At 63.8% G+C, this 13490-nt stretch carries 8 protein-coding genes; all 8 read left to right on the forward strand.

Going from position 1 to position 13490, the window contains the following annotated elements; genetic code table 11:
- Positions 1–30 precede the first annotated feature (30 nt).
- The 8 genes from tssI (at position 31) to LR961_RS09870 (ending at position 13299) form a co-directional block, all read left to right on the forward strand.
- On the forward strand, positions 31–2931 hold the full coding sequence (gene tssI / locus LR961_RS09835) for a type VI secretion system tip protein TssI/VgrG (RefSeq protein WP_232148672.1): 2901 nt from the start codon (positions 31–33) through the stop codon (positions 2929–2931).
- A 3-nt stretch (positions 2932–2934) separates the two neighbouring features.
- Positions 2935–4557 carry a GPI inositol-deacylase gene (locus LR961_RS09840; protein WP_232148674.1) on the forward strand — a complete coding sequence of 541 codons (1623 nt, stop codon included), beginning with the start codon at positions 2935–2937 and terminating at the stop codon, positions 4555–4557.
- Positions 4558–4645: 88 nt separating this feature from the next.
- Positions 4646–5554, forward strand: coding sequence for a T6SS immunity protein Tli4 family protein (locus LR961_RS09845; RefSeq protein WP_232148676.1), 909 nt, complete (start codon positions 4646–4648; stop codon positions 5552–5554).
- A 252-nt stretch (positions 5555–5806) separates the two neighbouring features.
- Positions 5807–8584, forward strand: coding sequence for a type VI secretion system Vgr family protein (locus LR961_RS09850; RefSeq protein WP_232148679.1), 2778 nt, complete (start codon positions 5807–5809; stop codon positions 8582–8584).
- Between the two features lie 11 nt (positions 8585–8595).
- Complete coding sequence (locus LR961_RS09855; protein ID WP_232148680.1) at positions 8596–9549, forward strand: DUF4123 domain-containing protein; 954 nt, start codon at positions 8596–8598, stop codon at positions 9547–9549.
- Positions 9546–10193: a DUF3304 domain-containing protein gene (locus LR961_RS09860; RefSeq protein WP_232148681.1), complete on the forward strand. Its 648-nt coding sequence runs from the start codon at positions 9546–9548 to the stop codon at positions 10191–10193. Before LR961_RS09855 ends, LR961_RS09860 begins: the two co-directional genes overlap by 4 nt.
- Positions 10190–10882: a DUF3304 domain-containing protein gene (locus LR961_RS09865; RefSeq protein ID WP_232148682.1), complete on the forward strand. Its 693-nt coding sequence runs from the start codon at positions 10190–10192 to the stop codon at positions 10880–10882. The genes LR961_RS09860 and LR961_RS09865 overlap by 4 nt, the downstream gene beginning before the upstream one ends.
- Entirely contained in the window at positions 10879–13299 is a 2421-nt protein-coding gene (locus LR961_RS09870) for a DUF2235 domain-containing protein (protein ID WP_232148683.1), read from the forward strand. Before LR961_RS09865 ends, LR961_RS09870 begins: the two co-directional genes overlap by 4 nt.
- The last annotated feature ends 191 nt before the right edge of the window (positions 13300–13490 follow it).

Raw genomic sequence — 13490 nt, forward strand, 5'->3', positions numbered from 1 at the left:
GAGCGGATCGTCACATTATCTGGGAATGGCATGGATCAGCTGAATGACCTGATGGCGCAGGTAGCGGCATTGAGCGGCGCGCAGCGTTTGTATCGCCTAGAGAGCGAGTTTCTTGGTGATGGCGTGGTGGAGCGTTGGTGGGGGCACGATGCGTTGGGCACACATGCCCTGACCGAAGTGGATGTGCTCTCCACCGATCAGGCGGTGGACCTGGAAGCATTGCTGGGCACGCCGGCCAAGCTGTTGGCACGCACGGCCGATGGCGGTGAGTGGGCACGCAGTGGCCTGGTGTCCGAAGCACGCCGTCTGGGCAGTGATGGCGGCCTGGTGCGTTATCGCCTGTCGCTGTCGTCGTGGACGTGGTGGTTGCAGCATGCGCGCAACAGCCGGGTGTTCCAGGACAAGAGCGTGCGGCAGATCGTCGATGAGGTGCTGCAGGCGCACGAGGAACTGGCACGCTGGCAATGGGCCGAAGGCTGCGATGCCCTGTTGGGCGAGCGTGTGCGCAGTTACTGCGTGCAGTACCGCGAGAGTGATCTGGATTTCATGCAGCGGTTGCTGGCCGAGGAAGGACTGGGCTGGCGATTGCTGGACGATGCGCAGGCCCGATGCGGCAACGGCATGGAGATCTTCGCCGACAGCCAGCACCTGCCCGAAGCGGCCAGCAGCACGGGGGCGGGCGTGCGTTTCCACCGCAGCGATGCCACCGAGTCCAGCGACAGCCTTCAGCAACTTGGTCGCCAGCGCCAGCTGACCAGCACCCGCGTCAGCGTGCTGAGTGATGACTACCGACGCGTGGCCAGCCTTGCCCGGCAACTGCCGGTGGAGGGCGGTGGCACGCAGTCGCAGCGCGAGCATTACGATCCGGCCGGCGCCTATGCCTTTGCCGATGGCGCTACGGCCGATCATTACGCCCGGTTGCAGGCGCAGGTGCTGGAAGCACACAGCCGCGGTTGGAACGGGCAGGGCAGCGTGCGTGGCTTCCAGTCCGGCACCTGGCTGCGGGTACAGCAGGCGCCGTTTGCCACGCCACCGGAGTTGTTGCTGGTGGAGGTGGAACACACCGGCATCAACAACCTGCCCACGGACCTGCGCAAGGCTGTGGAGGACAACACGCTGGGCACGCGACCGATGCACGGCGGCAGTGCGGCCAGCTGGCAGCTGGCCGAGCAGGTGGGTTACGGCAATGCCTTCAAGGCGGTGGAGCGCAACCTGCCGTGGCGCCCGCAGCTGCACGATGCCACCGGTGCGCGCCTGAACCCGCGCCCGACCGCACCGGGTTACCAGACCGCCATCGTCGTGGCCGGCCACGCAGGCGGTGGTCAGGATGTATATGCCGACAGCCTGGGACGGATCCGCGTGCGCTTCCATTTCCAGGACGCGCAGGGCGACACCACCTGGCTGCGTGTGGCCCAGCGTTACGCCGGCCCCGGCGTTGGCAGCCAGTTCCTGCCGCGCGTGGGGCAGGAAGTGGTGGTGGGGTTTCTGGAAGGCGACATTGATCGTCCCATCGTGCTGGGCGCGCTCTACAACGGGCGTGGCGAAGCCGGCGTGGCCCCCACCCCGGCCGGGGCCGAAGGGGAGAGCGATCGCACGATGTATGGACAGGCCAACGACCAGCGCGGCAGCGCGCAGGGCAACCTGAGCGGCGGCCATGCGCCGGCCTGGCATGCCGCTGGCGGCGGGGATGATGCCCATCGTCACGCCGGCGCGCTGTGGGGCATCCGCTCGCGCGAGTGGGAAGGCGGCCAAGGCAGCAATCATCTGCTGTTCGACGATTCGGACCAGCAGCTGCGCGTGCAGCTGGCCAGCAGCCAGCAGACTTCGCAGTTGACCCTGGGCCACCTGCGGCATCAGTCCGACAACTTCCTGGGCAGCCTGCGCGGGACCGGCTTCGAGCTGCGCAGCGATGGCTGGGGCGCGGTGCGGGCGACGGCGGGCAGTTGGTTCACGGCGTATGCGCATGACGGGGCCAGCCCGGCCGGTGAAGCGATGCAGCCGGTGGCGCTGCTCAAGCAGGTGACCCAGTTGGGCCAGCGCTTCAGTGATGCCGCCCGTACCCATCTGACCAGTCCACTGGCGCTGCAGGAAGGCGCCGGCGGCCAGAAGCGCTCCCGTCTGATTGCCGACCAGGCGCCGCTGGCCGCGCTGTTGGCCAGCACCAGCACCACTGTCAGCGGTGCTGCCTTTGACGAGGCGCGCGGGCAAGCCCGTGAACGGCAGGCGCAACCGGGCGAGGGGCGCGTGCCACACAGCGGTGATCCGCTGCTGGGGCTGGCGGCACCGGCGGGCGTTTTGCAGGTGGCCGGGCAGGCCTTGCACTGGACGGCGGGCGAGGGCCTGTTGCTGGCCAGCGGCGGCGACAGCGACATGACGGTGATGGGCGATGCGCGGCTGCATGCGGCGCAGGCCATCGGCGTGCTGGCAGCGGCGGTCGAAGGCGGCGTGAAGGACGGCAATGCGCTGAGCGTGGTCACCGGTACCGGCGAGCTGGACGTGCAGGCGCAGAATGACAAGGTGACGATCCAGGCCCGGCAGGCACTGCGTGCGGCCAGCGCACAGGGCGTGGTGGAACTGGCCGCCGGCAAGACGATCCATATCGCCACCGCTGGCGGTGCCAGCGTGACGATCGAGGGCGGCAACATCACTTTCAACTGCCCGGGCACGATCCGGGTGCATGCAAGCAGGAAGTCGTTCGTCGGGCCGACGCATCTCTCCACCGAAATGAATACCTGGCCCGATGCCCGGTTTGATGACGTCTACGTGGTGAGGCACCGGGCGACGGGCGAACCGATGGCCAACACGCGCGTGGAGATAGCCCGTGGCGATGGCGGGCGGACGGAAGCCATCACCGATGCGCAGGGGCGTTTGCCACGGCAGCGCGGGCAGGGCATCGACGAAGTGATCATCAAGATTCTGGGGAAGGCCTAGTGCATGGATGAGAAACAGGAAGTGATACTTCCCGGTGGAAGTTGGGATGCGGATGGAAGGCCGATCGCGCGTGCGCGGCTGACCCAGCTGAAGGACCAGCGCGACAAGGTTGTCGAGGCCGATACGGACGCGGTGATTCCGGTCATCTTCCTGCCCGGCATCATGGGGACCAACCTGAAGTCGAAGATCACCGGTGACCCGGTCTGGCGTCCACCGAACCTTGATGGTGTCGGCGCGGTGCTTGGGGCACTGGGGCAGATGTTCGTGTTCCTGTTCAGAGGCGCGGCCACGCGGCAACGCCTGTTGAACCCATTGACCGCCGAAGTGGATGAGCGCGGCTCGGTCGATGCGGAAGACACCATCCCTGAAGCGCTCGCCCGTGAGCGTGGTTGGGGCTCGTTGATGCGCTCGGCCTACAACCCGGTGATGGCCGAGATGCATCGCAAGCTCAATGACGTCATGTCCGCAGGCAAGCTGCAGCAATGGTGGGCAGACGAGGGAGCACGTGCACCCGCCGAATACGGTGAGGTGGTGGGCGGCAACGCTGCGCTGACGATGGAGCAGTGCCGGCATGCAGCCCATTACCGGTTCGAAGTCTGGTCCGGCGGCTACAACTGGCTGCAAAGCAATCGCAGTTCGGCGCAGGACATCGTCAAGCGCATCGACGAGGTGATCCTGCCGTACTACGCCAAGCGTGGTATCCGCGCGGGTAAGGTGATATTGGTGACCCACTCGATGGGTGGCCTGGTGTCACGTGCGGTTGCGCATCTGGAGAACTACGGCAAATTGCTGGGCGTCTCCAACGGCGTCATGCCGGCGACAGGCGCTGCAGCGACCTATCATCACTGCCGGGCAGGCTACAGCGGTGTTTCCAGCATCATTCTTGGCCGCAATGCCGGTGAGGTGGTGGCGATCCTGGCCAGGGCGCCTGGCGGCCTGGAGTTGCTGCCCACTGCCGACTACAACGAAGGGAAACCATGGCTGCAACTGGGCGACAACGGTCCGCGCCTTCCCGTCGGTGGTGACCCCTACAACGAGATATACCTCAACACGAAATGGTATGGCCTGGTTCCGGAAGAGAACACGGAGCTGCTCGACCCTTCCGCACCGGAGCCTGCGGCAGCATCTGCCCGCGAAGAAGAAGATGGTCCGGCGCTCTCGGCGCGCACGCTTTTCCAGATCAACATCGAGGGCGTGGCCGCATTTCATTCGGATATCGAGCGCAAGTACTACAAACCAACCTTCGTGCATTACGGCGATGACGCAAAACAGTTGAGTTGGGGTTCGTTGGCCTGGAGCGGTGGCAGCATGACCGGCGTGGACATGATGCAGCCGGTATCGGACAACCGTAACGGCAAGATCAAGCTGAAGGGCGCGACCGGCGTGGTGAAGCTGGAAATAGCGGATCCGGCAGACCCGGGCGACGGGACGGTCCCGGCATGTTCAGGAGCTGCACCGAAAGCTGAGGTGGCGGGGTGTTTCCGCCAGGGCAGTTTCGGTGCGGGCCAATATGCGGTGAAGGGCAAGAAGGGCTATGAACATCAAAGCAGCTATAACGACGAACGTACGCGCTGGGCAACGCTTTATGCCGCGGTCCGGCTTGCGCAGGCAGCAGACTGGGCATGAGCCATGCAGCGGAATGGCTCTGATGGGGCCCGCGCTGTGCACTCTGCTAGGGATGGCGTTGGTGGCGCTAGCCTGGACCAGCACCGCCATGGCCGCCCCGATTCAACGGAATAATCAGATGAAGACACTATGCGTTGGGCGGTTTTTGATTGATGTTCCTGCTGGCACCGCGGTCAGTCCCGGCTACGTTTATGCTCGGAAGAAGGTACAGACCACGCTGGGCGTATCCAGCGATGCGTTCCACCGGCGAATCAATGAGCGTGGAGCCGCATTGAGTGCGGCACGCCACCGGATGGGTGGCAGCATGGCGGTCAGCCAGACGCGGATCGATGACGACGCGGTGCTGGTTACCTCATGGGTTGCCGACAGCAGTCGCGCGGGTCATCGGCAGGAGTTGTACGTGCTGGATCGCACGCATGATGTGCAATACCTGGTCAGCGGGGAAACCGAAGCGGCCAGGTTGCCGGCGGCTATCGAAAATTACCGGGCATTGCGTCCCCGTATCAGCTATCGGCGCCCGGACTCCATTCCCACTACTGCCGGGTTCTGCATTGATTCGGGTTTCATTGCCGGCAACCGCATCAACAGCGAGGAAATGACGGTCGGCCTGCGTCCGCGCGAATACCCGGGAGCACGGATGACGTTGATGTCCTATGTGACGGGAAAGCCGGATCGGCCGCTGCTGCAGCGCAGCTCCAATGTCCCGCCCGAATATGCCGCCGCCCAAGCGCAGATGCGTAATCTCCGCCGCGGCGAGCGCGATGTCGGCCCCATTCAAGGCCAGGAGATTCTTGCGCATGGCCAAAGCGATGGAAACCAGATGTATGCGTTTCTATGGGAATCGCAGGGGCGTGCCGAGTCACTGCAGTTCCCGTTCCTGTCACTGCAGTTGTTGGCTGAAGAGAAAGGCACCCAAGCATTTCGTGATGACGCCCAGGCACTGGGTGCCTGGGATCAGGTACTTGGCAGCTTGCGCCTGAGGCCTGGTGCGATCTGATGGCTACTTTCAGGAACGGCCACAAGTTTCCTGAATGGGCGCCGGCAATTCGTTAATTCTTTGTGATTGAAATCTGGCGACGGCCCGCGTCTCGAACCTCAAAATGTGCGCCACTTCCGGATTTGATGCCAGGTTGTTCGTTTGCCTGAAACGGCCATGGGAAATGGAGTTCCGGCTTTCTGATAAATTCGGGCGCAGGAATCCGATCAATGTTTGTTGATTGAAAGGATAGTCACAACATCTGGAAATAGCATGGATCAGCTGAATGACCTGATGGCGCAGGTAGCGGCATTGAGCGGCGCGCAGCGTTTGTATCGCCTGGAGAGCGAGTTTCTTGGTGATGGCGTGGTGGAGCGTTGGTGGGGACGCGATGCGTTGGGCACACATGCCCTGACCGAAGTGGATGTGCTCTCCACCGATCAGGCGGTGGACCTGGAAGCATTGCTGGGCACGCCGGCCAAGCTGTTGGCACGCACGGCCGATGGCGGTGAGTGGGCACGCAGTGGCCTGGTGTCCGAAGCACGCCGTCTGGGCAGTGATGGCGGCCTGGTGCGTTATCGCCTGTCGCTGTCGTCGTGGACGTGGTGGTTGCAGCATGCGCGCAACAGCCGGGTGTTCCAGGACAAGAGCGTGCGGCAGATCGTCGATGAGGTGCTGCAGGCGCACGAGGAACTGGCACGCTGGCAATGGGCCGAAGGCTGCGATGCCCTGTTGGGCGAGCGTGTGCGCAGTTACTGCGTGCAGTACCGCGAGAGTGATCTGGATTTCATGCAGCGGTTGCTGGCCGAGGAAGGACTGGGCTGGCGATTGCTGGACGATGCGCAGGCCCGATGCGGCAACGGCATGGAGATCTTCGCCGACAGCCAGCACCTGCCCGAAGCGGCCAGCAGCACGGGGGCGGGCGTGCGTTTCCACCGCAGCGATGCCACCGAGTCCAGCGACAGCCTTCAGCAACTTGGTCGCCAGCGCCAGCTGACCAGCACCCGCGTCAGCGTGCTGAGTGATGACTACCGACGCGTGGCCAGCCTTGCCCGGCAACTGCCGGTGGAGGGCGGTGGCACGCAGTCGCAGCGCGAGCATTACGATCCGGCCGGCGCCTATGCCTTTGCCGATGGCGCTACGGCCGATCATTACGCCCGGTTGCAGGCGCAGGTGCTGGAAGCACACAGCCGCGGTTGGAACGGGCAGGGCAGCGTGCGTGGCTTCCAGTCCGGCACCTGGCTGCGGGTACAGCAGGCGCCGTTTGCCACGCCACCGGAGTTGTTGCTGGTGGAGGTGGAACACACCGGCATCAACAACCTGCCCACGGACCTGCGCAAGGCTGTGGAGGACAACACGCTGGGCACGCGACCGATGCACGGCGGCAGTGCGGCCAGCTGGCAGCTGGCCGAGCAGGTGGGTTACGGCAATGCCTTCAAGGCGGTGGAGCGCAACCTGCCGTGGCGCCCGCAGCTGCACGATGCCACCGGTGCGCGCCTGAACCCGCGCCCGACCGCACCGGGTTACCAGACCGCCATCGTCGTGGCCGGCCACGCAGGCGGTGGTCAGGATGTATATGCCGACAGCCTGGGACGGATCCGCGTGCGCTTCCATTTCCAGGACGCGCAGGGCGACACCACCTGGCTGCGTGTGGCCCAGCGTTACGCCGGCCCCGGCGTTGGCAGCCAGTTCCTGCCGCGCGTGGGGCAGGAAGTGGTGGTGGGGTTTCTGGAAGGCGACATTGATCGTCCCATCGTGCTGGGCGCGCTCTACAACGGGCGTGGCGAAGCCGGCGTGGCCCCCACCCCGGCCGGGGCCGAAGGGGAGAGCGATCGCACGATGTATGGACAGGCCAACGACCAGCGCGGCAGCGCGCAGGGCAACCTGAGCGGCGGCCATGCGCCGGCCTGGCATGCCGCTGGCGGCGGGGATGATGCCCATCGTCACGCCGGCGCGCTGTGGGGCATCCGCTCGCGCGAGTGGGAAGGCGGCCAAGGCAGCAATCATCTGCTGTTCGACGATTCGGACCAGCAGCTGCGCGTGCAGCTGGCCAGCAGCCAGCAGACTTCGCAGTTGACCCTGGGCCACCTGCGGCATCAGTCCGACAACTTCCTGGGCAGCCTGCGCGGGACCGGCTTCGAGCTGCGCAGCGATGGCTGGGGCGCGGTGCGGGCGACGGCGGGCAGTTGGTTCACGGCGTATGCGCATGACGGGGCCAGCCCGGCCGGTGAAGCGATGCAGCCGGTGGCGCTGCTCAAGCAGGTGACCCAGTTGGGCCAGCGCTTCAGTGATGCCGCCCGTACCCATCTGACCAGTCCACTGGCGCTGCAGGAAGGCGCCGGCGGCCAGAAGCGCTCCCGTCTGATTGCCGACCAGGCGCCGCTGGCCGCGCTGTTGGCCAGCACCAGCACCACTGTCAGCGGTGCTGCCTTTGACGAGGCGCGCGGGCAAGCCCGTGAACGGCAGGCGCAACCGGGCGAGGGGCGCGTGCCACACAGCGGTGATCCGCTGCTGGGGCTGGCGGCACCGGCGGGCGTTTTGCAGGTGGCCGGGCAGGCCTTGCACTGGACGGCGGGCGAGGGCCTGTTGCTGGCCAGCGGCGGCGACAGCGACATGACGGTGATGGGCGATGCGCGGCTGCATGCGGCGCAGGCCATCGGCGTGCTGGCAGCGGCGGTCGAAGGCGGCGTGAAGGACGGCAATGCGCTGAGCGTGGTCACCGGTACCGGCGAGCTGGACGTGCAGGCGCAGAATGACAAGGTGACGATCCAGGCCCGGCAGGCACTGCGTGCGGCCAGCGCACAGGGCGTGGTGGAACTGGCCGCCGGCAAGACGATCCATATCGCCACCGCTGGCGGTGCCAGCGTGACGATCGAGGGCGGCAACATCACTTTCAACTGCCCAGGCACGATCCGGGTGCATGCAAGCAGGAAGTCGTTCGTCGGGCCGACGCAGGGTGATTACCCGCTGCCGTTGTTCCCTAAATCCATCTGCGTTGAATGCATGTTGAAGGCAGCTGCCTCGGGTGCTCCATTCGCGGCATTGCAGTGAGGAGGAGCAGCGTGTCCTCCCTGTACGCAAACAATGCCTTGCCATCGACCGGGTTGCCGATCCTGGCAGCGACCATCGCCAGCAGCGAAAGCCCGGCTCGTTGGGCGTTGATCGATGCAGCCCTGGTCGATGCAGACAGGGTGCGGGCGGCATGTGCCCGCCATGGCATGAGCGCGGTAGCCGCGTATGCAGGTTCGGAGCTGAGCGCCTACGGTGACGTGGGTGTACTGCTGGTTTACCTTGCCGATGATCACAATCTTCGTGCCAAGCAAGTCCTGACCTTGCTTGAGCTGGCAGTGCCTTCGACGGCCCTGAGCTGGGTGCACAGCAGCGTCGATGTAAAGCAGTTGCAGCGGCTTTTTGCCTATCTGGGCATGGCGCGTGTCGAGGATCGCACTCAGCCCATTCATTGCCGCTTCGCCGATACCCGCGTGTTGCCGGCGCTGTTGACCGAACTCACCACCGCCCAGCTCGCTCGCGTGGGCCAGTGCATCGATGGTTGGTCGTGGGTGGCTCGGCAGGGACAGTATGTGCAGTGGCAACCATCATCGCGGGAGACCGGCGAAAGTGCGGATACGCACGAGCATCTGCATCTGACGGTTGCGCAGTTCCGTGCCATGCGCACGGCCGCCGAGCCCGATGCGATCTTCATGATGTTGTGCGAACAAACGCCGAGCCTGGTGCCGGAGGCGGACGAGCGCGGTGATTTTTATCTGCAGATTGAACGCATTCTGCAGGTGGCCTCCCGCTTCAATGTCCATGATCTCAAGAGTCGCCTGCAGTTCGTGGTCCTGAGCCTGAGCTGCGGAGAAGACTTCCATACTCTGCCGGAGCTGCAAGCCACCTGGGACGGCGTTCGTGCCGGGGAATTTCAGCTGGTGGACAAGATGCCGCTGTGGGGCAACGGTATCTGGGAGAAGCTGGAATATCGGCGCCCGGAAGAAGAACGCGGGGTGCTGCCATGAGCAGTATGCAGACCGTCTTTCGAGTGATCGACTCGCAGCAACTCGGTGCATCAAGGAAAAGCCGAATGAAGAGTTTCAGCATGCATCTCCATGGACGTCACAGAGACTCTGCCGTGCCGCTGTTTCGTTGGCGGCTGTTTCTGGGTGCCTGCCTGCTGTCGATGCTGAGCGCATGCGGGGCGAAGTCCGAAGAGGACAACATGGCCACGGCGACCATCGATGGCTACAACTCCACGGATCAGGCCATCACGCCGTTTTATGTGAATGAGTATGGGGGGGTAACGATAGGTGCGTATTCCGATGGCGGCTCGGTCTGCTGCGTGGTGTACCCGAAAAAGTGGCATCCCGGCCTGACCGCCAAGGTCAAGTGGGCGACCAGCAGCGGCAAATCCGAAGGCGATCCGACGCTGACCTGGCATGAGGCGGAAGTCCCCATTGAGCCTTATGACATCTCGGGCACGATGAACGTCCATTTCCTGCCGGATAACAAGGTACGGATACTGATCTTCAACGGAACGCCGGGAGCCGATGGCTACAAGGGGCCACCCTATCCGGAAGCTCCGCCGGGATGGTCAGTGCGATCGACCGACGACGATGCTGATCTGCCTCCCGTCCCTGCTGTCCCACAGAGAGAATCCCAATGAGCAAGTTCGAGGCAGGCTGGTCGGTGGTTGATCGTCGCGATGATGGCTCGACGGAAGCACAGTTTGTAGCCGACGAGAAGCATGTCACCGCGGCGGCGTTGCCCACCAGTGACGGCGAACTCGTCACGGATCGTCATGAACGTCGCAGGCCTTCGGTACGCACGGGGAAGCGCTGGCGGGTAATTTTCGCTGCCTGCCTGCTGTCGCTGCTGAGCGCATGTGGGGCGAAGTCCGAAGAGGACAACACGGCCATGGGCAGCATTAATGGATACAACTCCACCGACCAGGCCATCACACCGTTCTATGTGAACAGTTATGGCGGCGTCAAGATGAACGCCTATTCTGGTGGCGGCTCGGTCTGCTGCGTGATCTACCCGAAGAAGTGGCATCCGGGCCTGACCGCCAAGGTCAAATGGGCGACCAGCAGCGGCAAATCCGACGGCGATCCGACGCTGACCTGGCATGAGGCGGAAGTCCCCATTGAGCCCTATGACATCTCAGGCAGGATGAACGTCCATTTCCTGCCGGATAACAAGGTGCGGATATTGATCTTCAACGGGACGCCGCGAGCGGAGGGCTACAAGGGTCCGCCCTACCCGGAAGCTCCGCCGGACTGGTCTGTGCGATCGAGCAGCGACGATGCTGATATGCCTCCTGTGCCGGCGGCCCCGAAGGGAGAATCCCAATGAGCAAGTTCGAGGCAGGCTGGTGGGCGGTTGATCGGCGCGATGATGGGTCGACGGAAGCCTGGTTCTTCGCCGACGAAAAGCACGTCACCGGGACGGCGCTGTTGCTGTCCAATGGCGACCAGTTGTTGTACTTCCGGCCCACCAAGGAAAAGCCGTTCCTGCTGCGCGACTGGAACGCCAGTTACGAGCGACTGGGTAGCGCGCCGACAGGGGATACCTGGGACAACGACAAGTACGGCGCAAGGGCGAATGCAAGCATGCAGACGCCGAAGGACTTCCCTCGCGCCAGCCGCAAGCCCAGTGCACAGGAGCTGTCCGGCCGTGCAGGAAAGGCTGACCTGTGCAAGGCCGATGGGTTGGACTGCGTACGCGAGCTGCACGTCGGGGTGTTCTTCGATGGCACCAACAACAATATGGTGCGTGATCGGAGCAATGTGGGTCATTCAAATATTGTCACGCTGTATGACGCACATCGGCTCGATGAAGTGGAGTACTTCAAGTTCTATCTGCCTGGGGTAGGCACGCCGTTTCCCGAGATCGGTGAGAAGGGGGAAGACAGCAAGGGCAAGAGCATGGCACGCGGTGGTGAGGCTCGCATCCACTACGCGATGATCATGCTGTACAACGCTGTCGCGAGCTCGGTGACCGGTACCGATCTGGTATTGGAGGATGAAGCCAAGACCTTGGTCACCGACATCTGGAAAGGGCTGAAGACGGTTTACCGTGGCGGCAACGGGAAGATGATCCAGGTGTTCGAAGACATCGACAAGCGCCTGCTGGAGAGGGTGAAGGAGAAACGCCCGACCATCGCCCGCCTGCACCTGACAGTATTCGGGTTCTCGCGCGGTGCGGCGGAGGCGCGCACATTCGCGAACTGGGTGAAGTTGGCCACCAAGGGAAAGGTGGGGCCAGCGGAGCTGAACATCCGTTTTCTTGGCCTGTACGACACCGTAGCTTCCGTGCTGCTGGCCGACTCTTCGCCGGTGGGTAGCGGCTTCCTGGACTGGGCCAATGGCAGCATGGGTGTCCCTACGGGTATCGAACAGACCGTGCATTACTGCGCTGGGCATGAGATCCGCCGTTCGTTCCCGCTGTCCACGTTGCGGATGGGTGGGGATTGGCCGTCTCCGGCCAAGGAGTTTGTCTACCCCGGTGTGCATTCGGATATTGGTGGTGGCTACGCACCTGGCGACCAGGGCAAGGGCCGCGCGGGACGCGCTGACATGCTGTCGCAGATTCCCCTGAGCGACATGTACTTCGAGGGTGTGAATAGCGGTGTGAAGCTGATTCCCCTCAACGAGCTGAGCGGCGATATCAACAGCGATTTCAAGATTGAGCCTGCGCTGCAGAGTGCATTCTCGGCCTATCTGCAATGGACGCCCACGAACGAACAGGGCGAGAACGTCAGCGACAGCAAGCGCGGCCATATGGAAGGGCGCATGCAGACGCAGATGCAGCACTATTGGCGCTGGCGCGGGAAGTACACCAGCGACGCCGATTTGAAGACGCTCAAGAGCTGGGCCGCCGCCAGTGCCCAGGACAAGGCGGACCTGGAGGAGGGCAACAAGGACTGGCAGGTTGATCTGCAGCGTGCGCGTGACGCACACCAGCCGCAGACGATCACGGTGCCCGTCGGCTTGGTGGGCGTCCCGATCAAGCTGTCGGCATCGCCGTCGCAGGTCCAGAAGGACGTGGTCAAGGCAGTGGATGCGCCGGTGACTATCCCGGCCGATGTCGACCGTTTCTTTGATGACTACGTGCACGATTCGCATGCCGGCTTCTGGATGCTCGGGCCAATCACCCGCATCGACAAGGCGATTTTCGTCAACGAGATACGCAGACGGAATGCATTGAGGAAACATCATCTCGCGCTGGCCAAACAGTACAGCGAGCTGCGCAACCACGACCAGGCCGGTCGCGAATACATGCGGGCGCGGTCCTATGAGCTGAACCGGTTCGAGCAGCAGGTGCTTGCCGCCAATCCCAAGGACGTGGATATCGACGATGAGAACAGCTCGGCGAACGTGCCCCTGATGCGCGACTCCGATGCAAAGGACCTGCGCGGCAACATGGGCGCTGAAGGCTGGATCGTGAAGAACGTGGTGGGCACGGGTACCCGCCGCGAGCCCAATGGTGTGGGGCAATACCGCCACATCATGGACCGCGACCACGAGCGTTTCCTGCAGCCGGTCCAGGAAGTGGAATACCAGCGGGATCGCGCGATCGACGCAGCCAAGGAAAAGGTGCAGGAAGGGGTAAACGGTGCGCGGCAGAAGGCCGAGGAGATCAAGGATGGCGCCGTGCGTGCGGTGGACCGCGCGGTAGACAACGCGATCGATGCCAGCAAGGACGCGGTAAAGGATGCAGTCGGGGAGGGGATCAAGCGCATCCTGCCAAGCGGATTGCCTCGCTTCTGATAGGCCACGTTCGACTGCGGTGGCCGGGACTGCCCGAATGATTACCGTCCACGATCCTTTTCATCCGGCCGCCGCGAGGTTGCTTAACTTTGACTTATTGGCTCGGGCGATTCAGTCACAAAAATAGGGTCAACCTGCTCGCCCCAGCTTGATGTAACTCGTCACGATGGGCCTTCGATGCCGTTATCCCA

It is taken from the genome of Stenotrophomonas sp. SY1 (assembly GCF_021202945.1).
Lineage (GTDB): Bacteria > Pseudomonadota > Gammaproteobacteria > Xanthomonadales > Xanthomonadaceae > Stenotrophomonas.

Excerpts from the sequence above, each read along its gene's own strand:
- LR961_RS09845 (WP_232148676.1), top strand. The coding sequence starts at position 4,646 with ATGGCCGCCCCGATTCAACGGAATAATCAGATGAAGACACTATGCGTT.
- LR961_RS09850 (WP_232148679.1), top strand. The coding sequence starts at position 5,807 with ATGGATCAGCTGAATGACCTGATGGCGCAGGTAGCGGCATTGAGCGGC.
- tssI (WP_232148672.1), top strand. The coding sequence starts at position 31 with ATGGATCAGCTGAATGACCTGATGGCGCAGGTAGCGGCATTGAGCGGC.
- LR961_RS09870 (WP_232148683.1), top strand. The coding sequence starts at position 10,879 with ATGAGCAAGTTCGAGGCAGGCTGGTGGGCGGTTGATCGGCGCGATGAT.
- LR961_RS09840 (WP_232148674.1), top strand. The coding sequence starts at position 2,935 with ATGGATGAGAAACAGGAAGTGATACTTCCCGGTGGAAGTTGGGATGCG.
- LR961_RS09865 (WP_232148682.1), top strand. The coding sequence starts at position 10,190 with ATGAGCAAGTTCGAGGCAGGCTGGTCGGTGGTTGATCGTCGCGATGAT.
- LR961_RS09860 (WP_232148681.1), top strand. The coding sequence starts at position 9,546 with ATGAGCAGTATGCAGACCGTCTTTCGAGTGATCGACTCGCAGCAACTC.